Genomic DNA, 18,287 nt, shown 5'->3' with positions numbered 1-18,287 from the left:
CCTCGCGCGTCAGTGGTGGTGCTCGTGCCGACCGAGGGCTTCGACGGGGGTCGCACCGGGACGGGTCCACTGCGGGGCGGGACGCGTGGTCGGGCTCCAGCCGGCGAAGCCGTCCGCGTCCGTGCGCCAGAACCAGCCGGCATCGTTCCCCTCGGGCCAGCCCTCGGGGGTCTCCTCCCACGCCTCGCGACGGCCGTAGGGCGTCCGGTCGAGCAGGGCGAACGCGGGGTTGGTCGGCTCGGTCCCGCGGCCCGTCGAGCGGTACGTGAGGAACACCCGGTCGCCGTCGCGCAGGAAGACGCTGAGGTACCCCATCTCGCCGCCGACCGGCTCGTCCAGCCCACGCACCGAGTACCAGGGCTGGGTGTAGCCCATGAACTCCACGAACGGCTCCACCTCGTCCCACGGGCCCACGGTGAGGATCGCGAACGAGACGCCGCGCGCGTTGAGGTAGACCGCGTCCCGCAGGTGCCAGGCGGTCCACGTGCAGCCCTCGCACTGGCCCTGGTGCGGGGCGCCGTCGTGCCACATGTGCTGGTAGACCACGAGCTCCTCGCGGCCCTCGAAGAGGTCGACGAACGGGATCGGCCCGTCCGGGCCGACGACCGCGACGGTGCCGTCGATCTCCACCATCGGCAGCCGACGGCGGGCGGCAGCGAGGGCGTCGCCCTCACGGGTGTGCGCCCGGGCAGCGCGGTCGTCGGGGTGCTGTGCGTGGCGGTCATGGACGTCCTCCGTCGGGGGTCGAGGTGCGGGGCGTCGTGCGACGCCCGCGTCGAGAGGGAGGACCGGTGGGGCGGCCGGGACTCATCGCTCGTCGCCCGCAGGCGACGAGGACCCCGTGACCGGAGCGGTCACGGGGTCCTCGGGGTCGGGTCAGGGAAGGCGTGGGAGCGCCGAGGGGTCATGCGTCGAGCTTCAGGCGCGCCCCGAGGGCGACAGCGGCGACGACAGCCGCGCCGGTCACGAGGACGAGGTCCTTGAGCACGTACTGGCCCATGAGGGTCATGCCGTGGCCGAACAGCTCGCCCGCGAACAGCACGATCGGCGAGAGGATCCCGGCCATCGCGACGGCGAGCGCGAGCAGCCCCGCGCGGAGCAGCCGGCCGGTGAGGAGCGTCAGGCCGATGAACGTCTCCAGGACCGCGGTGAGGACCACGGCCGCGGTCCCGCCGACGAGGCCGAGCGTGAGCGTCTCGACGGTGCGTGCCGCGATCGCGGCCGCCGGGCTCGCGCCGGGGACGAGCTTGAGGACGCCGAACCCGAGGAACACGAGACCGAGGGCGACGCGCAGGGCGGGCACGGACCAGCGGGTAAGGACGCGCGCGGTCGCGGCGACGGCGGCGTCCGCCCGGCCCGCGAGACGTGCGGGCACGAGGGCGGCGCGACGGCGGCGGGCGGGCGTGGCGTCCGCCGCCGACGGCACGGACGGGCGGGTGGCGCGGGGACGACCGGCGGTCGTCGGGGCGGTGGTGGACATGCGGGAACCTCTTCCGGGGACGGTCGCGGTCGGGGTTGACCGCCCCGGGAAGGAGGGCGCCGCGGGGTGTCCTGGGGACGGCGTCGGGCCGAATTCACCCGCCGGCGGGCGTCGACCCGGGCCACCCGGACCGGCCGGACCAGGCCTTCGGGGTCAGCGCGAGCGCGGGCGCTCCGAGGGGTCCCAGCCCGGGCGCGGGCCGCGCGCGGCGACCGACGCGTCGCGCGAGCGGTACACGATGTACGGGCGGAACAGGTACGGCACCGGGGCGGAGAACGCGTGCACGAGCCGCGTGAACGGCCACAGGATGAACAGCAGGTTCGCCGCGACGATGTGGAGCTGGAACGCCGCGGGCACGCCCGCCATGAGCTCCGGCTGCGGCTGGAGGTACCAGAGCGAGCGGAACCACGGCGAGATGGTCTGGCGGTAGTCGTACCCGAGCCCGTCGGCGAGGAGCTGCGTCTGCACCGTGGCCCACGACCCGAGCAGGATCGACGCCGCGAGGAACACGTACATCGTCTTGTCCATGCGCGTCGTCGCGCGGAAGACGGGCCCGGACGTGCGGCGGCGGTAGATGAGGATGAGCAGGCCCGCGACGAGCACGACGGCCGCGACCGACCCCATGTACGTCGCGACGAAGTGGTACGCGACCTCCTGGATCCCCACCGCCTCCGTCCACGACTCCGGGATCACGAGCCCCATCAGGTGCCCGAGGATCACGAACAGCAGGCCGAAGTGGAAGAGCGGCGAGCCGAGCCGCAGCAGCCGCTTCTCGTAGAGCTCGCTGGACCGCGTCGTCCACCCGAACTTGTCGTACCGGTACCGCCAAATCGAGCCCACGACGAACACCGCGAACGTCACGTACGGGAACACGACCCACAGCAGGACCTCTCCGGTGCTCACCCCGCTCATCGCACCGCACCTCCCGTCCGGTCGGGCGCGCCCGTGCCGTACGGCTCGAGCGCGAAGGGCTCCATGCCCACGAGCTCGGCGGGCGGCCCCGCCGTCACGAGCTCGACGTACCGCTGCTGCGTGCGCTCGTCGAGCGGCGGCAGCGTGAGGCACACGGCCTCGACGACCCCGGTCCAGGGGCTGCGCGCGCTCTCGAGCGCCGTGCGCAGCACCTCGATGCCGTCGCGGTGGGACGCGAGCAGACCGGCCGCGATCGTCGCGTCGTCGCCCGTGGTCCGGGCCGAGAACTCGAGCACCGTCGGCAGGTAGTCGGGGAGCTCCGAGCCAGTGACCTCCCACCCGGCCGCGCGGTACGCCTCGACGAACGCGACGAGCGCCGTCCCGCGCCGGCGGGTGTCGCCCGCCGCGTAGTACGAGAGGTACATCGAGCACTTCCGCTTGAGGTCGAACGTCGCGACGTACCGCGCCTGGAGCTCGCGCAGGCCCGGCCCGCCCGGCGTCGTGAGCACGTCGCAGAAGTCCTCCAGGCGCTCGCGGACGGGGCCGGGCAGGGCCGGGGCGGACGCGCGGACGGCGTCGACCGCGGCGAGCACGTCCTCGTCGGGATAGGCGAGCAGCAGCGACGCGGCCATGTGGGCCGTCCGGCGCTGGGCGGCCGACGTCGCCACGGGGGCCAGGTGGTCGGGCTGCGGCCCCCGAGGTCGTGCCCCGGGCCGCAGCGCGGGGGTCGGGAGCAGGGAGCGCGCCCTCATCGGGTGCCCCCGTCGGGCTCGACGCCGGGACCGCTCCCGGGCGCGGGGCCGCCCGCCGGGCCACCCGCCGGACCGCCGGGCCCCGGTCCACCGGGCGCCGGGGGGCCGGGGATCGTGTCGTGCCGGGCGTCCTGGCGCCCGCCCGGCAGCGAGCCCGGGCCGCCCGGCGTGACGCCGCCGGGTGCGCCCGACACGTCGCCCGGCTCGGGTCCCTCGCCCGGCGGGAAGAGGCCGGGCGGTCGCCCGTTCCCGTCCCAGTTGAGGAGGTTGACGCGGCCGGGGGTCGACGGCCCGTAGGGCGAGTCCGCCGTCTGCCGCGCCTGGAGCACGTGGAAGTTCTCGACCGCGACCGGCACCGGGCTCCCCGACGTCTCGCCGAACGGGCCGCCGCCCGTGAGGCCCATGCCGCCCATGCCGGGGCCGCCGTCGTAGTCGAGGGAGCACGACAGCTCGTCGAGCTCGCGCGCGATCTCGGTGTGCGCGGTCGGGATGACGTACCGGTCCTCGTACTTCGCGACGGCGAGCAGGCGGTACATCTCCTCGACCTGGCCACCGGTCATGCCGACCGCGGCCGCGGTCCGCTCGTCGGCCTCCCGGCCGAGGTTGATGTCGCGCATGTACGACCGCATGGCGGCCAGACGGCGCAGCACGCGCTCCACCGGGGCGGTGTCGCCCGCCGTGAACAGTCCGGCGAGGTACTCGAGCGGGATGCGCATCTTCGAGATCGCGGCGAACAGCGTGCGCCCGTCCTCGCCGTCGTTCCCGGAGGCGGCGACGACGTCGACGACGGGGGACAGCGGCGGGATGTACCAGACCATCGGCAGCGTGCGGTACTCGGGGTGCAGGGGCAGCGCGACCTCGTAGCGCGAGATCAGGTCCCAGATCGGCGAGCGCTGGGCGGCCGTGATCCAGTCGTCGGGGATGCCCTCGGCACGTGCGGCGGCCACGACCTCCGGGTCGTTCGGGTCGAGGAAGACGGCGCGCTGCGAGGCGAGGAGCTCGTGCTCGTCCTCGACGCTCGCGGCCTCGGTGACCTTGTCGGCGTCGTAGAGGACGAGGCCGAGGTAGCGCAGGCGTCCGACGCAGGTCTCGGAGCACACGGTCGGCAGGCCGACCTCGATGCGCGGGTAGCAGAGCGTGCACTTCTCGGCCTTGCCGGTCTTGTGGTTGAAGTAGACCTTCTTGTACGGGCACCCGGTGACGCACATGCGCCAGCCCCGGCACTGGTCCTGGTCGACCAGCACGATGCCGTCCTCGGCCCGCTTGTACATGGCCCCCGAGGGGCACGAGGCGACGCACGCCGGGTTGAGGCAGTGCTCGCAGATGCGCGGCAGGTAGAACATGAACGTCTTGTCGAGCTCGGTGGCGACGTGCTCCGACATGTGCTGGAGCACGGGGTCGTCCTGCATGGTCGCGGTCGAGCCGCCGAGGTCGTCGTCCCAGTTCGCGGACCAGGAGATGTTGATGTCACCGCCCGTGAGCAGCGACTTCGGCCGGGCGACGGGCGTGTGCTGCCCCTGCGGCGACGAGAGCAGCATGTCGTACTCGTAGGTCCACGGCTCGTAGTAGTCGTGGATCGAGGGGAGCTTCGGGTTGGAGAAGATCGTCGCGAGCTTCTTCAGGCGGCCCCCGGCGCGGAGCTTGAGCCGGCCCTTCTTCGTCCTGACCCAGCCGCCCTGCCAGCGCTCCTGGTCCTGGTAGGTGCGCGGGTACCCGAGCCCGGGACGCGTCTCGACGTTGTTGAACCACACGTACTCCACGCCGGTGCGGTTCGTCCACGCCTGCTTGCACGTCACCGAGCACGTGTGGCACCCGATGCACTTGTCGAGGTTCATGACCATCGACATCTGCGCCATCACGCGCACGACCCCACCCCCTCCCGGCCGGCCGGCCCGAGGCCGCCTGCTGCGCCCGTCCGCGTCACGAGTACCGCACCTCCTGGCTCCGGCGCCGGACGACCGTCATCTCGTCGCGCTGGTTCCCCGTCGGCCCGAGGTAGTTGAACGCGTACGAGAGCTGGGCGTACCCGCCCGCGAGGTGCGTCGGCTTGAGCAGGATGCGCGTGAGCGAGTTGTGGATCCCGCCGCGCAGGCCCGACGTCTCGGCGAGCGGGACGTCGATCGTGCGGTCGGTCGCGTGGAACATGTAGACCGTGCCCTCGGGCATCCGGTGGCTGACGATCGCGCGCGCCACCACGACGCCGTTGCGGTTGTACGCCTCGATCCACTCGTTGTCCGCGACGCCGATCTTGGCCGCGTCGGCCGGGCTCATCCAGATGCCGGGGCCGCCGCGCGACAGCGACAGCATGAAGAGGTTGTCCTGGTACTCCGAGTGGATCGCCCACTTGTTGTGCGGGGTCAGGTACCGCACCGCGACCTCCGCGTGCCCGGCGGACCCCGGGTAGCCCGACGGCGAGGTGTCGCCCACGACGGGCGAGTCGCCGAACAGCCGGTGCATGTCGAGCGGCGGCCGGAACACCGGCAGGTGCTCGCCGAGCTCGATCATCCAGTCGTGGTCGAGGTAGAAGTGCTGCCGGCCCGTGAGGGTGTGCCACGGCTTGAGCCGCTCCACGTTGACGACGAACGCCGAGTACCGGCGCCCGCCGTGCTCCGAGCCCGACCACTCGGGCGAGGTGATGACCGGGGTCGGGCGGGACTGGACGTCGGGGAACGTCACGCGCTTGCCCTGCTCGTCGCGGGCGAGGTCCGCCAGGGGCGTGCCCGTGCGGCGCTCGACGTGCTCGAACCCCTGCACGGCGAGGCGACCGTTCGTCGTCCCCGAGAGGGCGAGGATCATCTCGCACGCGTGCGTGTCGCGGTCGAGTCGCGGACGACCGGCGGCGGGGCCGTCGGGCACGAGCCCGTTGCGCCGGCCGAGGTCCGCGACCTCCGGCCCGGGCGAGAACTGCACGCCCTTGGTCGCCATGCCCGCCTTCTCGGTGAGAGGACCGAGCGCGGCCATGCGCGCGGCGAACGCCGGGTAGTCGCGCTCGACGACGACGAGCTTCGGCATCGTCACGCCCGGCACGAGCTCGCGCTCCGTCACGGGCCGCCCCGAGTCGGTGAGCGCGCCGTGCGGGACGGCCATCTCGTCCGGGGTGTCGTGCGCGAGCGGGGCGGCGACGAGGTCCTCCCGCACCCCGAGGTGCGTCACCGCGAGCTCGGAGACCTTCGCCGCGACGGTGTGGAAGATGTCGAAGTCCGTGCGCGTCTGCCACGGCGGGTCGATCGCCGGGTTGAACGAGTGCACGAACGGGTGCATGTCCGTCGAGGACAGGTCGTGCTTCTCGTACCAGGTCGCGGCGGGGAGCACGACGTCCGAGAACAGCGTCGTCGACGTCATCCGGAAGTCGAGCGTGACGAGCAGGTCGAGCTTGCCGCGCGGCGCCTCCTCGCGCCACGTCATCGACCGCGGGCGACGCTCGGGACCGGACTCCGCGGCGTTGACCGCGGCGTCCGTCCCCAGGAGGTGCTGGAGGAAGTACTCGTTGCCCTTGCCCGACGACCCGAGGATGTTCGCGCGCCACACCGTGACGACGCGCGGGAAGTTCGCGGGGTCGTCGGGGTCCTCGCACGCGAACCGGAGGGTCCCGGCCCGGAGCTCGTCGACGACGTGCTGTGCCGGCTCCTTGCCCGCCGCGCGGGCCTCGTCCACGAGGTCGAGCGGGTTGCGGTCGAACGTCGGGTAGCTCGGCATCCAGCCGCGCTGCGCGGACTCGACGAGCGTGTCCGCCGTCGTGCGCCCGGAGAACTGGCCCTGCGCGAGCGGCGACGCGAGCGCGTCCGCGGGCAGGCCGTCGTAGCGCCACTGGTCGGTCGCGAGGTACCAGAACGCGGTGCCGATCATCTGGCGCGGCGGTCGCGACCAGTCGAGGCCGCCCGCGTACTGCGCCCAGCCCGTGACGGGGCGGCACTTCTCCTGCCCCACGTAGTGCGCCCACCCGCCGCCGTTGACGCCCTGGCAGCCGGTGAGGGTGGTCAGCGCGAGCATCGCGCGGTAGATCGTGTCCGAGTGGAACCAGTGGTTCGTGCCTGCGCCCATGATGATCATCGAGCGCCCGCCCGAGTCGAGCGCGTTCTGCGCGAACTCCCGCCCGATGCGCGCGGCGGCCGCGGGAGGCACGCCCGTGAACCGTTCCTGCCACGCCGGGGTGGCGGGCGTCGCGTCGTCGTCGTAGCCGGCGGGCCACTCGCCCGGCAGGCCGAGCTCCGGCCGGTTCACGCCGTACTGCGCGAGCAGCAGGTCGAGCACCGTCGTGACGAGCCGCCCGCCGACCCGCCGCGCCGGCACGCCGCGCACGACGACGCCCGCACCGCCCAGGTGCGCGCCCGCGTCGTCGCCCGGGGCCGGGTCGAGGTCGAACCGCGGCAGCCCGACGGCGACCGTCTCGTACGAGTGCCCGGCCGGGGGAGAGCCCTGGTCGGCCGGGGTAGAGCCGTGGTCCGCCGAGGTAGAGCCGTGGTCGGGCGACACCGGGCGGTCGGGGACCGAGTCGCGGGTGGGAGCGGCCTGGGGCGCGCCCCAGAAGACGCCGTGCGGGTCGGCGACCGAGAGCAGCGGGTCGATGTCGCCGAGGTCGAGGTTCCACCGCCCGGCGTCGGCCTCGCCGTAGCGGTGGCCGAGGCTGCCGTGCGGGACGCGCGGGGTGCCGTCCGCGTCGAGCACGACGGTCTTGAAGCGCGCGTTCGCCGAGCTCGCGTCGTCGTCCCCGGGGCGCCCGACGCCGTCGGGCAGGTCCGCCGCGGTGAGGAACTTGCCGGGCACGTACGTCGTGCCCGACCCCGAGCCGTCGTCGTGCTCGTCGAGCACGACGAGGTGCGGGAGGTCCGTGAAGCGGGCCGCGTACTGCGCGAACTGCGGGGTGCGGCGCTGCGCGTAGTGCTCCGTGAGGATCACGTGGCCCATGGCCTGGGCGAGCGCGCCGTCGGTGCCCGGGTGCGGGGCGAGCCACTCGTCGGCGAACTTCGTGTTGTCCGCGTAGTCGGGCGACACGACGACGACCTTCTGACCGCGGTAGCGCGCCTCGGTCATGAAGTGGGCGTCGGGCGTGCGGGTCACGGGGACGTTCGAGCCCCACATGATGCAGTACGTCGAGTTCCACCAGTCCGCGGACTCCGGGACGTCGGTCTGGTCCCCGAACACCTGCGGGGACGCGACGGGCAGGTCGGCGTACCAGTCGTAGAACGACAGCATGGTGCCGCCGAGCAGCTGGACGAACCGCGCGCCGACCCCGTGGGAGACCATCGACATGGCCGGGATCGGGGAGAACCCCGCGATGCGGTCGGGCCCGTACGCCGCGATCGTGTGCACGTGCGCGGCGGCGACGATCTCCGCCGCCTCGTCCCACGTGGCGCGTACGAGGCCGCCCTTGCCGCGCGCCGCCTTGTAGGCGCGGGCGGTCTCCGGGTCGGTCGTGACCTTCCGCCACGCGAGCACCGGGTCGCCCGTCGCGGCCCGGGCCGCGCGGTAGGCGTCGAGCAGCGCGCCGCGCACGTAGGGGTAGCGCACGCGCGTGGGGGAGTAGGTGTACCAGGAGAACGCGGCGCCGCGCGGGCAGCCGCGCGGCTCGTACTCCGGCGAGTCCGGCCCCACGGAGGGGTAGTCGGTCTGCTGCGTCTCCCACGTGATGATGCCGTCCTTGACGTACACCTTCCACGAGCACGACCCGGTGCAGTTCACGCCGTGCGTCGAGCGCACGACCTTGTCGTGGGACCAGCGGTCGCGGTAGAAGACGTCGCCCTGGCGGCCGCCCGTGAGGAACACCTGCCGCAGGTCGTCGGAGACCTTCCCGCGCTTGAGGTGCTTGCCGAGCCGCAGCAGCGCGTCCTCGACCGGTCCCTCCGACGTCGTCGTCATGTCGCGCTCCCGCCGTCCGTCACGGAGACCACCGGGCGCCACCAGGGGCGGCGCGCCGGCGGCGACGACGGCACGGACAGGTACGACATGAGGCCTCCTGGGCGAGCAGGTGCGGCGGTCGGTCCACAGCCACTATGCCCAGACCGTCCGGATCGCGCGCGGCGAGCGCACGCCGCGGTCCCGCCCCGCCCGGCTCGCTACCGTGGCGCCATGACCGCACCCACCGGACGGCCCGCGGACGTGACCGTCGCCGTCGTCACCGTGTCCGACCGCTGCTCGCGCGGCGAGGCGGAGGACCGCTCGGGACCGCTCCTCGTGGGGCTGCTCGCGGCGGCGGGCTGGGCGGTCGTCACCGACCTCGTGCCCGACGGCGTCGCCCCCGTCCGCGACGCGGTCGCCCGGGCGGTGGCCGGGGGAGCGCGCGTCGTGCTCACGACCGGGGGGACCGGCGTCGGGCCGCGCGACCTCACGCCCGAGGGCACCCGCGAGGTGCTGGCGCAGGAGGTCCCGGGCATCGCCGAGGAGCTGCGTCGGCGCGGCGCGGACCACGTGCCCGCCGCGGTGCTGTCCCGCGGCGTCGCGGGGGTCGCGCCCGGCCCGCACGGGCGCGCGCTCGTGGTCAACCTCCCTGGCTCCACGGGCGGGGTGCGCGACGGCTGGGCCGTCCTGGAGCCGCTCCTGCCCCACGTCCTCGCGCAGCTCGACGGCGGCGACCACTGACGACCAGGCCGTCGGGGCGGGCCGACCAGGCGGTCGTGGCGGTCCTGGGGCCGTGACGAGCCAGGACCGCCTGCTCGGCACGGGGTGGGGTCGGCCGGGCGGGGTCAGTCAGCCGCCGGCGAAAGGGGGGAGGACGTCGACCGTCTCGTCGGCGGCGACCGGGGTGTCGTCGCTCGTCGCGCGGACGCCTCCCACGAGGAGCGAGCAGCGCGGGAGCACGTCGGCGAGCGCCGCGTGCCGCGCGACGACCGCGGCGTGCAGCTCGCCGACCGTCGTCGCGTCGACGGTCTCGGACTCGGTGCCGGCGGCGTCGCGCGCGCCGGCGAAGTAGCGGACGGTCGCCATCTCTCAGTCCTGCGTCTCGGCCGGGGCCGCGGTGCCGGGCAGCTCGGGCTCGGGCGTCCACGCGAGCGCGAGCTCGGTCGCCCGGTCGAGCACGTCCTGCACGCTGCGGCCCGAACCGTCGTGCGCGGCGAGCCCGGCGACGTAGCCCGCGACGAACGTGGTGAGGGGCGCGGCGGGGCGCTCGATGCCGTGCGCGGCGTCGCGCGCGAGGTCGAGGACCGCGCCGATGTCGACGACCTCCGGGTCGACGCCGAGGTCCTGCGCGAGCGCGTCGACCCAGCGTTCGAGGTTCGTCATCGTGGCCTCCTGCCGTCGTCGGGGGTGCCGGCGGGCGGGGCGCCGGGCACCGCGGGCGCGCCTGCGGCCAGGCGGCGCTCCTGCTCGCGGGCATCCTCCCACGTGTCCACGTCGTCGGTGGCGCCCGTGTCGTCGGGCACGCCGATCGCGGACAGCCCGGCGAGCAGGCGCCGCACCGACGCGCCGTGCACGGTCGGCAGCGCGGCGAGCGCGGCGTCGAGCGCCGCGCGCTCGTACAGGCCGACGAGCCACTGCTCCCGTCCGTCGCGCACCGCGTGCACGGCGACCTCGCCGCTCCGGCGGCGTGCGGCGGCGAGCAGCGCGGGCACCGCCTCCGCGGCCCGCGGGACGTCGCACGCGAGCACCAGCACCCAGGGCGCGCGGCCGTCGTCGGGCAGGGCGGCGAGCCCGGCCGCGATCCCGGCGACGGGCCCCCGAACGGCGGGTCCTCGCACGTGCGGACGTAGCGCCCCGGGGCGGCGAGCTCGTCCGGCCCGACGACGACCGTCCGCGCCGCGCCCGCCGTCGCCGCAAGTGCGTGCTCCAGCAGCGGCCGACCCCCGACGACGAGCCCGGGCTTGGGCGTCCCGAGCCGCTCCGCCCGGCCCCCGGCCAGCACGACGGCGTCGAACGCGAGGGACGGTTCGGCACCCCGTGCGGGGATCGGCAGCTCGAGGTGCCGACCCGGCCCGTCGGGTGCCGACCCGTCGTCGGGCTGGGCCGTCACGGCTCGCGGTGCCAGTCGCCGGACTTGCCGCCGGTCTTGGCGACGAGGCGGACGTCCGTGAGCTCGACGGACTTGTCGAGGCCCTTGACCATGTCGACGACCGCGAGCCCCGCGACGGCGACGGCTGTCAGGGCCTCCATCTCGACGCCCGTGCGGTCCGCGGTCCGGACGGTCGCGGTGACGTCGACGCCGTGGTCGCCCACGACGAGGTCGACGACGGCCCCGTGGACCCCGATGACGTGCGCGAGCGGCAGGAGCTCGGCCGTCCGCTTGGCGGCCGCGATCCCGGCGACGCGCGCGACGGCGAGCACGTCGCCCTTGGGGACGGTCCCGTCCCGCAGCGCGGCGACGATGTCCGGGGAGCACCGCACGGTCCCGGTCGCCGTCGCGGAGCGGACGGTCGGCTGCTTGGCGGTGACGTCGACCATGCGCGCGTGCCCGCGCTCGTCGAGGTGCGTGAAGCTCATGCCGCCACTCTCGCACGCGGGGCAGCGCGCGGCGCCACGCCCGGGGTCGGCCGCGGGCTCGGGTGCGCTCGCGGCCCGCGACCGCGAGGATCGACCCATGCGCAGCTCACTCCTCGACCACGCCGAGCGCTCCGTCGAGCCCGGCAGCTTCCAGCTCCAGAACGACCGCATGCTCAAGGTCGACCTCCGCGGCACGGGCGGGTTCTTCTTCGCGAAGCAGGGCTCGATGGTCGCCTACCAGGGCGACGTCGACTTCGCGTACGAGGGCAGCGGCGGTCTCGGCAAGATGTTCAAGAAGGCGTTCACGGGCGAGGGCATGTCGCTCATGAAGGTCTCGGGCAGCGGCGACGTGTTCCTCGCGCAGGACGCGGACCAGGTCTTCGTGCTCCACCTGGAGGACGAGGGCGTGACGGTCAACGGCGCGAACGTGCTCGCGTTCGAGAGCTCGCTCGCGTGGGACATCAACCGGGTCGAAGGCGCGTCGATGCTCAGCGGCGGCCTGTTCAACACGACGTTCACCGGGACCGGGGCGCTGGCCGTCACCGCGTTCGGCACGCCCGTCGTGCTCGACGTGGACGTCCCCACCTTCGTCGACATGCAGGCCGCGGTGCTGTGGTCGACGTCGCTGCAGTCCTCGATCCGCAAGACGGCGAAGCTCGGGGCCGCGATCGGGCGCGGCTCCGGCGAGGCGTACCAGCTCGCGCTCTCGGGGCGCGGGTTCGTCGTCGTGCAGGCGTCGGAGGGCCACCCGCCGCCCCCGGCGAAGTGACCGAGGCCCGCCTCGGGGTCAGAGCAGCAGCACCTGCACGGGGTCGCCCGGCGCCACGGCCGTGACGTCGGCCCCGACGACGGCGAGCGCGTCGGCGTGCGCGAGCGCGCTCAGGCGGTGCGAGCCGGAGCCGCGCGCCGTCGCGTCCTCCTCGGGGCGACGGCCCGCGGGGACGACGTGCGCGCCGTCGGGCTCGGTGTGGCGCACGAGGACGAGCTGCTCGCGCCCGGCCGGCGAGGACCACCCCGCGGCGGCGACACGCCGGACGAGCGCGCGACCCGGCCCGGGTACGCCGCGCAGCCGGTCGACCACCGGCCGTACGAACAGCTCGAACGACACGTACGCGCTCACCGGGTTCCCCGGGAGCGCGAGCCACGGCACGCCTCGCCAGCGCGCGAGGCCCTGCGGGCGGCCGGGCTGCATGCCGACCGCGACGAGCCGGGCGTCGGTGACCGCGTCCTGCCACGGCGTGCCCGCGCGCGTCGCCGGGTAGAGCACCTCGCGCACGACGTCGAACGCGCCCGCGCTCACCCCGCCGGTGCTGACGAGCAGGTCGGGCGGGGCGCCGTCGAACGTGTCGAGGAGCCCGTCCAGCGTCGCGACGAGCGCCGCCGCGGAGTCGCCCACGGCCCCGCGCCGGACCACGCGCGCGCCCGCGGCCCGCGCCGACGCGGCGAGCAGGACCGAGTTGGAGTCCGGGATCCGCCCCGGCCCCGGCGTGGTGCCCGGGGCCACGAGCTCGCTGCCCGTGGAGAGCACCGCGACGCGCGGCGCGCGGTGGACGGGCACGGCCGCGTGCCCCGCGGACGCCGCGACCGAGACGTGCCGCGCGGTGAGCACGGTGCCCGCCCCGACGACGACGTCGCCGCGCCGCACGTCCTCCCCGCGGGGCCGCACGTGGGTGCGCGACGCGTCGTGGACCGCGACCGTCGTCGGCCCGCTCCCGGCCGCGCCCGGCGTGAAGCGACCGGTCGACGTGCGCTCGACGGGCACGACGGCGTCCGCCCCGGGCGGCACGGGCGCGCCCGTCATGATCCGGACCGCCTCGCCCGGTCCCAGGCCGAGGTCGAGCCCGGCCGGACCCGCGTCCCCGGCCGCGACGTCGCCCACGACGCGCAGCACCACGGGCGCCGACGGCGTCGCCCCCGCCACGTCCTGCGCGCGCACCGCGTACCCGTCCATCGCGGACGCGTCGAACGCGGGGGCGTCCAGGACGGACACGACGTCGGCGGCCAGGACGGCGCCCACGGCGTCCTCGAGCGGGGTGTCCGCAGGCGGCGTCGGGCGGACGAGCGCGAGCGCGTCCGCGGCATGCTGGACGATCGTCCGACTCGGCTCGCGCGTCATGCCCGCACCGTAGCCGAGCCCGGGTGCCGACCTCGGGAGGGTGGGCTACGTTGGGCACCGGAGTCATGAAGCGGCCCGAAGCCCCCCGAACCTTGGGAGGACGACATGGCCTCGATCCCCGTGACCACCCTCAGCCCCGACCAGACGGCGCCCGTGCGCCCCGCAGCGCTCGCGGAGGTGCTCGCCGTGGGCACGCACCTCCTCGTGGGGCAGTACCGCGTCGAGCTCGGCACCGGGACGTGGTGGTGGTCGGACGAGGTGTACACCATGCACGGCTGGGCGCCGGGGGACGTCCAGCCCAGCCTCGACGCGCTGCGTTCGCGCAAGCACCCGGACGACCGCGCCCGCGTGGTGCGCGCCGCCACGGAGGCGATCCGTTCCGGTCGCCCGTTCTCGTGCGCCCACCGGATCGTCGACGGGCACGGCAAGGCCCGGTCCGTCGTCGTGACGGGACAGGGCCGACGGGACGCGCGCGGTCGCGTCGTCGAGATCGCGGGGTACGTCGTCGACGTCACCCCGACGCACAAGGAGGCGCTGGAGCGCGAGTCGCAGCGCGCCGTCACGCGCGCGTTCGTCGCGCAGGCCGCCGTCGAGCAGGTCAAGGGCGTGCTCATGGCCGTGCACGGCGTCGACGACGTCGCGGCGGGCCAGCTCCTCGCGGAGGCGGCCGGCGAGGCCGGCGTCCCCGTCCAGGAGACCGCCGCGCAGGTGATGCGCGCGCTGAGCAAGGCCGGCGGGGTCGGCCCGACGGCCGAGGCCACGGTCGCGGGCGCGTTCGCCGCCGTCCGTCCGGTCGCGCGGCCCCGCGCCCACGAGGCGCAGCTCGCGCGTCGTCGGGAGCCGGCCCGCTCCTGAGCCGGACGGCCCCGCGCACGACGAGAACCCCACACGAGAAGGAGGAACGACATGACCGACGAGACCACCTTCCCGGCCCAGCAGCAGGAACCCCCGGGCCTCACCGGACGCATGGATCCGGTGCCCGACCACGGCGAGCAGTCCTACCGCGGCACCGGGCGGCTCGAGGGCCGTCGGACGCTGATCACGGGCGGTGACTCGGGCATCGGCCGCGCCGTCGCCATCGCGTTCGCGCGCGAGGGCGCCGACGTCGCCGTCGGCTACCTGCCGGAAGAGCAGGAGGACGCCGAGGAGACGGCGCGCTGGGTCCGCGAGGCGGGCCGCACGTGCGCCCTCCTGCCCGGCGACGTCACCGACGAGGCGACGGCACGGGCCCTGCCCGGACGCGCCGCGGCCGAGCTCGGCGGGCTCGACGTGCTCGTCAACAACGCCGGCTTCCAGATGGCGCGGCGCGAGTCGATCGAGGACGTCACCACCGACGAGATCGACCGGGTGCTCAAGACGAACCTCTACGCGCTGCTGTGGATCACGCAGTCGGCGCTCGAGCACCTGGGCGAGGGCGCGGCGATCGTCAACAACTCGTCCATCCAGGCCTTCCAGCCGTCGACGTCCCTGCTCGACTACGCGTCGACGAAGGCGGCGATCAACAACCTCACGGTGAACCTCGCGGCCGAGCTCGGCCCGCGCGGCATCCGCGTGAACGCCGTCGCGCCGGGACCGATCTGGACGCCGCTCCAGCCGGCCACCCAGCCCGAGGAGAAGATCGAGCAGTTCGGGAAGGACACCCCGCTGGGGCGCGCGGGCCAGCCCGCGGAGGTCGCGCCGGCGTTCGTCTTCCTCGCCTCCCCGACGGACGCGAGCTACGTGTCCGGCACCGTCCTCGGTGTCACGGGAGGCAAGCCCGTGTTCTGACGGGCCCCTCCTCGCCGGGGGAGCCGCGGACGGTGAGACCGCGGCTCGCCCGGGAGGGTCGGAGGGTGGGCGTCCGCGCCCGCCCGGGGGCGGGACCGCCGCGAGAGCGACGGCGCCCGTGAGAGGGTCACAGCCGCCACGCCTTGTGCGGGCGAGACGGCCGCCGCCCCCGCCCCGCCCCGGTGACGCCCGGGCGGGGCCTCCGACGCCGTACGTGCTCCGGCTCGCCGCGACGTAGGCTTGCGGCGGAGACAAGGAGAGCACCATGAGCACCGATCGCGGAACGAGCGGCGAGCCGACCCCGGGAGGGTCCGGAGCACCGCTGACCGAGGTCCCCGTCGTCGACCTGATGGCGGAGGAGGCGACGGTGGCGGGCCTCGTGGCGGACGCCGCCCGCGCGCTCGCCGACGAGCCCACCCTCCAGCAGACGCTCGACCGGGTGGTCGAGCTCGCGGTGGCGATGGTCGACGGCTGCGACGAGGCCGGCATCTCGCTCGTGACCCGCCGTCGCATCGAGAGCGCGGCGATCTCGGACCCGGTCGTGGCGCGCGGGGACGCGCTCCAGTACGAGCTCGACGAGGGCCCGTGCCTCGACGCGATCCGCGAGCACGCGCTCGTGGAGTCCGGGGACGTCGCGGCGGACCCGCGCTGGCCGCGCTGGGCGCCGCGCGCTGCGGGCGAGCTCGGCGTCGGCTCCATGCTGTGCGTCCAGCTCTACACGTCGGAGAACGCGCACGGCGCGCTCAACATGTACTCCGGCTCGCGGAACGCGTTCGGCCCGGACTCCCACCACCTCGCCTCGACGTTCGCGGCCGTCGCCGCCGCGGCCATCTCGGCCGCGCGGACCGAGGAGCAGCTGCAGTCCGCCGTCCAGACCCGCACGCTCATCGGGCAGGCGCAGGGCATCATCATGGAGCGGTACTCCCTGACGCCCGGCCGCGCGTTCGCCGTGATGAGCCGCGTGTCCCAGGACGCGAACATCAAGCTCGTCGACGTCGCCCGCGAGATCGTCGAGACGCGCCGCATCCCCGGCGTCGGCGCGCCCGCGGGGGACTGAGGCCCGGCGCTCAGCCGCCGGTGGCCGACTCGTCGACGCACGGCGCCTCGAGCAGCGCGTCGACCCGGCGTCGCACCGACTCGTCGAGCAGCGGCCCGGCCGTCTCGGCGCCGCCGACCACGCCCTCCACGAGGCGACGGGCGAGCTCGCGGACGGGGACGTTCACGTCGTTCGAGCGCCGGCGCAGCACCTCGAACGCGTCGTCGGGTCCCGTGCGCAGCGCCGCCATGAGCACGCCCTTGGCCTGCTCGATGACGGAGCGCGACGCGTCCGCGGCCCGGATCGACGCCGTCGCCTCGCGCCGCGCGGCCTCGGCGTGCGCCGTCGTCAGGTCGACGAAGTAGCCCACCACGTGCGCCCAGGGCAGCTCCGCGCCCGGGTTCTTCCCCTGCGCCGCGACGGCGAGCGTGCGAGTAGCGCCCGTCGCGTCCACGATGCGGTGCATGGACCCGAACGGCTCCCCGGTCCGCGCGGCCTGCGCGAGCTCGCTCGCGACGCGCTCGCGGTCCTCGGGGTGCTTGTGCGACAGGACGAGGGCGGTCGTCGGCACGACCTCGCCCGGCGCGAAACCGTGCATCTCGTACACCTCGTCGGACCACCACCACGAGTCGGTCGCGATGTCCACGCGGAAGCGGCCGACCGGCTGGGGATCACCCGGGCCGAGGGCGGCGAGGAGGTCGGCGAGAGCGGGCGGGACGACGTCGTCGGGCTCGGTGGCGTCGGAGGGCAGGGCAGCGTCCATCGATGGGGGTCCCCGGAGATCGAGCAGGACGGAGCCGATTCCTGACCCCAGCAGACTGAAGATTATCCCAGCGTCGGCGCGAGGGAGGAAACCGTGACCACCCAGGTCAGCGACGGGCGGGACGAGTCGGCCGAGGAACGGTCCGACCGGAACTGGGCAGAGCTGCTCCAGGAGCTGCGCGTCATGCAGATGGGCGTGCAGATCCTCACGGGGTTCCTCCTCACGCTGCCGTTCCAGCAGCGCTTCGGGGACCTCGACACCTTCCAGACCGACGTCTACCTCGCGCTCGTCGCGCTGGCCGTGCTGTCGACCGGCCTGTTCGTGACGCCCGTGAGCCTGCACCGCACGCTCTTCCGCCGGCACCGCAAGACGACGCTCGTGACCCTGAGCGACCGGATCGCACGGTTCGGCGTGCTCGTCCTCGCGTTCGTCGTCACGGGGACCGTGCTGCTCGTGGTCGACGTCGTCGTGAACCGCGCCGCCGCCCTGTGGTCGAGCGGCTGCGCGCTCGTGCTGCTCGTCGGCCTCTGGTTCGTCCTCCCGCGCCTCGTCGCCCGCGGCACCGCGGCGTCCGACTGACCTCGCGATCGAACCGCAGTCGCGCGAGGTAGAGAGGTAGAGCCGTGGCTCGCCGAGGTAGAGCTGTGGTCACGCGATGGAGAGCCGTGGTCAATGGCGAAGACCGTGGTGGATCCGGGCACCACCCCCCGGCCGCCCTGCGCCGGGCCGGAGGGTCGAGCGACACCCACTGTCCACCATGGGCCGCGGCCTCCGGCGAGCAGGTGATTGTGGCCCGTCAGCCGACCAGGACGAGCCCAGATCACCTGCTCGCCACCGAGTTCCGGCGCGACCGCGGTGACCCGGTGGGCCGTGCGGTGCGAGCGCACCTGACACCGCGGGCAGTCGCTCGGGCTGGGGAGACAGAGGTGTGACGACGCCGGGCGGGGTGGGTGGTGGTGCCGCGTCGTGGCGGGCCTGGCGGGAGCCGCGAGGAACGAGCGGCGGATGGTAGACGCGGCACCACCACCCACCCCGCCCACCCAGGGCCG

General features: G+C 74.8%; 16 protein-coding genes and 2 pseudogenes. 6 read left to right on the top strand and 12 right to left on the bottom strand.

Annotated features, from left to right (window positions below):
• Positions 1-9: 9 nt before the first annotated feature.
• From BJP59_RS15295 to BJP59_RS15270, 6 genes and pseudogenes are all read right to left on the bottom strand, one after another.
• Positions 10-675, bottom strand: a pseudogene (locus BJP59_RS15295) (DUF899 family protein); the annotation flags it as partial.
• A 229-nt stretch (positions 676-904) separates the two neighbouring features.
• Complete coding sequence (locus tag BJP59_RS15290; protein ID WP_228485095.1) at positions 905-1,480, bottom strand: DoxX family protein; 576 nt, start codon at positions 1,478-1,480, stop codon at positions 905-907.
• Between the two features lie 153 nt (positions 1,481-1,633).
• On the bottom strand, positions 1,634-2,392 hold the full coding sequence (gene narI, locus BJP59_RS15285; protein ID WP_228485094.1) for a respiratory nitrate reductase subunit gamma: 759 nt from the start codon (positions 2,390-2,392) through the stop codon (positions 1,634-1,636).
• Complete coding sequence (narJ, locus tag BJP59_RS15280; protein WP_228485093.1) at positions 2,389-3,060, bottom strand: nitrate reductase molybdenum cofactor assembly chaperone; 672 nt, start codon at positions 3,058-3,060, stop codon at positions 2,389-2,391. The genes narI and narJ overlap by 4 nt, the downstream gene beginning before the upstream one ends.
• Before the next feature lie 80 nt (positions 3,061-3,140).
• Entirely contained in the window at positions 3,141-5,009 is a 1,869-nt protein-coding gene (gene narH / locus BJP59_RS15275; RefSeq protein WP_228485092.1) for a nitrate reductase subunit beta, read from the bottom strand.
• A gap of 55 nt (positions 5,010-5,064) precedes the next feature.
• The gene (locus tag BJP59_RS15270) at positions 5,065-9,000 is read right to left on the bottom strand and encodes a nitrate reductase subunit alpha (protein WP_228485091.1); all 3,936 of its coding nucleotides are present in this window, start codon (positions 8,998-9,000) and stop codon (positions 5,065-5,067) included.
• A gap of 210 nt (positions 9,001-9,210) precedes the next feature.
• Here BJP59_RS15270 and BJP59_RS15265 point away from each other — a divergent pair, with 210 nt between their 5' ends.
• Entirely contained in the window at positions 9,211-9,720 is a 510-nt protein-coding gene (locus BJP59_RS15265) for a MogA/MoaB family molybdenum cofactor biosynthesis protein (RefSeq protein ID WP_194521341.1), read from the top strand.
• 108 nt (positions 9,721-9,828) lie between these two features.
• On the opposite strand, the gene BJP59_RS15260 is transcribed toward BJP59_RS15265, so the two are convergent.
• The 4 genes and pseudogenes from BJP59_RS15260 to moaC form a co-directional block, all read right to left on the bottom strand.
• Positions 9,829-10,065 carry a MoaD/ThiS family protein gene (locus BJP59_RS15260; protein ID WP_194521340.1) on the bottom strand — a complete coding sequence of 79 codons (237 nt, stop codon included), beginning with the start codon at positions 10,063-10,065 and terminating at the stop codon, positions 9,829-9,831.
• Positions 10,066-10,068: 3 nt separating this feature from the next.
• The gene (locus tag BJP59_RS15255; protein WP_194521339.1) at positions 10,069-10,362 is read right to left on the bottom strand and encodes a DUF6457 domain-containing protein; all 294 of its coding nucleotides are present in this window, start codon (positions 10,360-10,362) and stop codon (positions 10,069-10,071) included.
• Positions 10,359-10,981 (bottom strand): annotated as a pseudogene (mobA, locus tag BJP59_RS15250) (molybdenum cofactor guanylyltransferase). The gene BJP59_RS15255 and the pseudogene mobA overlap by 4 nt, the downstream one beginning before the upstream one ends.
• 104 nt (positions 10,982-11,085) lie before the next feature.
• Positions 11,086-11,556 (bottom strand): cyclic pyranopterin monophosphate synthase MoaC, encoded by a 471-nt coding sequence (gene moaC / locus BJP59_RS15245; protein ID WP_021483455.1) that lies wholly within the window; start codon positions 11,554-11,556, stop codon positions 11,086-11,088.
• Positions 11,557-11,653: 97 nt separating this feature from the next.
• Here moaC and BJP59_RS15240 point away from each other — a divergent pair, with 97 nt between their 5' ends.
• Complete coding sequence (locus tag BJP59_RS15240) at positions 11,654-12,325, top strand: AIM24 family protein (protein ID WP_021483456.1); 672 nt, start codon at positions 11,654-11,656, stop codon at positions 12,323-12,325.
• Positions 12,326-12,343: 18 nt separating this feature from the next.
• Here BJP59_RS15240 and BJP59_RS15235 read toward each other — a convergent pair whose 3' ends face one another.
• On the bottom strand, positions 12,344-13,672 hold the full coding sequence (locus BJP59_RS15235; protein WP_194521338.1) for a molybdopterin molybdotransferase MoeA: 1,329 nt from the start codon (positions 13,670-13,672) through the stop codon (positions 12,344-12,346).
• A gap of 105 nt (positions 13,673-13,777) precedes the next feature.
• On the opposite strand from BJP59_RS15235, the gene BJP59_RS15230 reads away from it, so the two are divergent.
• The 3 genes from BJP59_RS15230 (at position 13,778) to BJP59_RS15220 (ending at position 16,496) form a co-directional block, all read left to right on the top strand.
• Positions 13,778-14,527, top strand: a complete 750-nt coding sequence (locus tag BJP59_RS15230; protein WP_061267802.1) for a PAS and ANTAR domain-containing protein — start codon at positions 13,778-13,780, stop codon at positions 14,525-14,527.
• Between the two features lie 51 nt (positions 14,528-14,578).
• Positions 14,579-15,439 carry an SDR family oxidoreductase gene (locus tag BJP59_RS15225; RefSeq protein ID WP_194521337.1) on the top strand — a complete coding sequence of 287 codons (861 nt, stop codon included), beginning with the start codon at positions 14,579-14,581 and terminating at the stop codon, positions 15,437-15,439.
• Positions 15,440-15,704: 265 nt separating this feature from the next.
• Entirely contained in the window at positions 15,705-16,496 is a 792-nt protein-coding gene (locus BJP59_RS15220; protein WP_228485090.1) for a GAF and ANTAR domain-containing protein, read from the top strand.
• Positions 16,497-16,506: 10 nt separating this feature from the next.
• Here the strand turns inward: BJP59_RS15220 and BJP59_RS15215 are convergent, their stop codons facing one another.
• Positions 16,507-17,238, bottom strand: coding sequence for a PAS and ANTAR domain-containing protein (locus tag BJP59_RS15215; protein ID WP_194521336.1), 732 nt, complete (start codon positions 17,236-17,238; stop codon positions 16,507-16,509).
• A 93-nt stretch (positions 17,239-17,331) separates the two neighbouring features.
• Between BJP59_RS15215 and BJP59_RS15210 the strand changes: the two genes are divergently transcribed.
• Positions 17,332-17,817: a DUF6328 family protein gene (locus BJP59_RS15210; protein WP_194521335.1), complete on the top strand. Its 486-nt coding sequence runs from the start codon at positions 17,332-17,334 to the stop codon at positions 17,815-17,817.
• The last annotated feature ends 470 nt before the right edge of the window (positions 17,818-18,287 follow it).

Origin of the sequence: Cellulosimicrobium sp. JZ28, assembly GCF_015327065.1 — a bacterium.
Lineage (GTDB): Bacteria > Actinomycetota > Actinomycetes > Actinomycetales > Cellulomonadaceae > Cellulosimicrobium > Cellulosimicrobium funkei.
Note: the sequence above shows the minus strand (reverse complement) of the source record. Positions and strands in the feature narration are given on the sequence as shown.

Bases quoted from the DNA above. Each gene is read 5' to 3' on its own strand.
- BJP59_RS15290 (WP_228485095.1), bottom strand. From the start codon at position 1,480: ATGTCCACCACCGCCCCGACGACCGCCGGTCGTCCCCGCGCCACCCGC.
- narI (WP_228485094.1), bottom strand. From the start codon at position 2,392: ATGAGCGGGGTGAGCACCGGAGAGGTCCTGCTGTGGGTCGTGTTCCCG.
- BJP59_RS15270 (WP_228485091.1), bottom strand. From the start codon at position 9,000: ATGACGACGACGTCGGAGGGACCGGTCGAGGACGCGCTGCTGCGGCTC.
- BJP59_RS15265 (WP_194521341.1), top strand. From the start codon at position 9,211: ATGACCGCACCCACCGGACGGCCCGCGGACGTGACCGTCGCCGTCGTC.
- BJP59_RS15260 (WP_194521340.1), bottom strand. From the start codon at position 10,065: ATGGCGACCGTCCGCTACTTCGCCGGCGCGCGCGACGCCGCCGGCACC.
- BJP59_RS15255 (WP_194521339.1), bottom strand. From the start codon at position 10,362: ATGACGAACCTCGAACGCTGGGTCGACGCGCTCGCGCAGGACCTCGGC.
- moaC (WP_021483455.1), bottom strand. From the start codon at position 11,556: ATGAGCTTCACGCACCTCGACGAGCGCGGGCACGCGCGCATGGTCGAC.
- BJP59_RS15240 (WP_021483456.1), top strand. From the start codon at position 11,654: ATGCGCAGCTCACTCCTCGACCACGCCGAGCGCTCCGTCGAGCCCGGC.
- BJP59_RS15235 (WP_194521338.1), bottom strand. From the start codon at position 13,672: ATGACGCGCGAGCCGAGTCGGACGATCGTCCAGCATGCCGCGGACGCG.
- BJP59_RS15230 (WP_061267802.1), top strand. From the start codon at position 13,778: ATGGCCTCGATCCCCGTGACCACCCTCAGCCCCGACCAGACGGCGCCC.
- BJP59_RS15225 (WP_194521337.1), top strand. From the start codon at position 14,579: ATGACCGACGAGACCACCTTCCCGGCCCAGCAGCAGGAACCCCCGGGC.
- BJP59_RS15220 (WP_228485090.1), top strand. From the start codon at position 15,705: ATGAGCACCGATCGCGGAACGAGCGGCGAGCCGACCCCGGGAGGGTCC.
- BJP59_RS15215 (WP_194521336.1), bottom strand. From the start codon at position 17,238: ATGGACGCTGCCCTGCCCTCCGACGCCACCGAGCCCGACGACGTCGTC.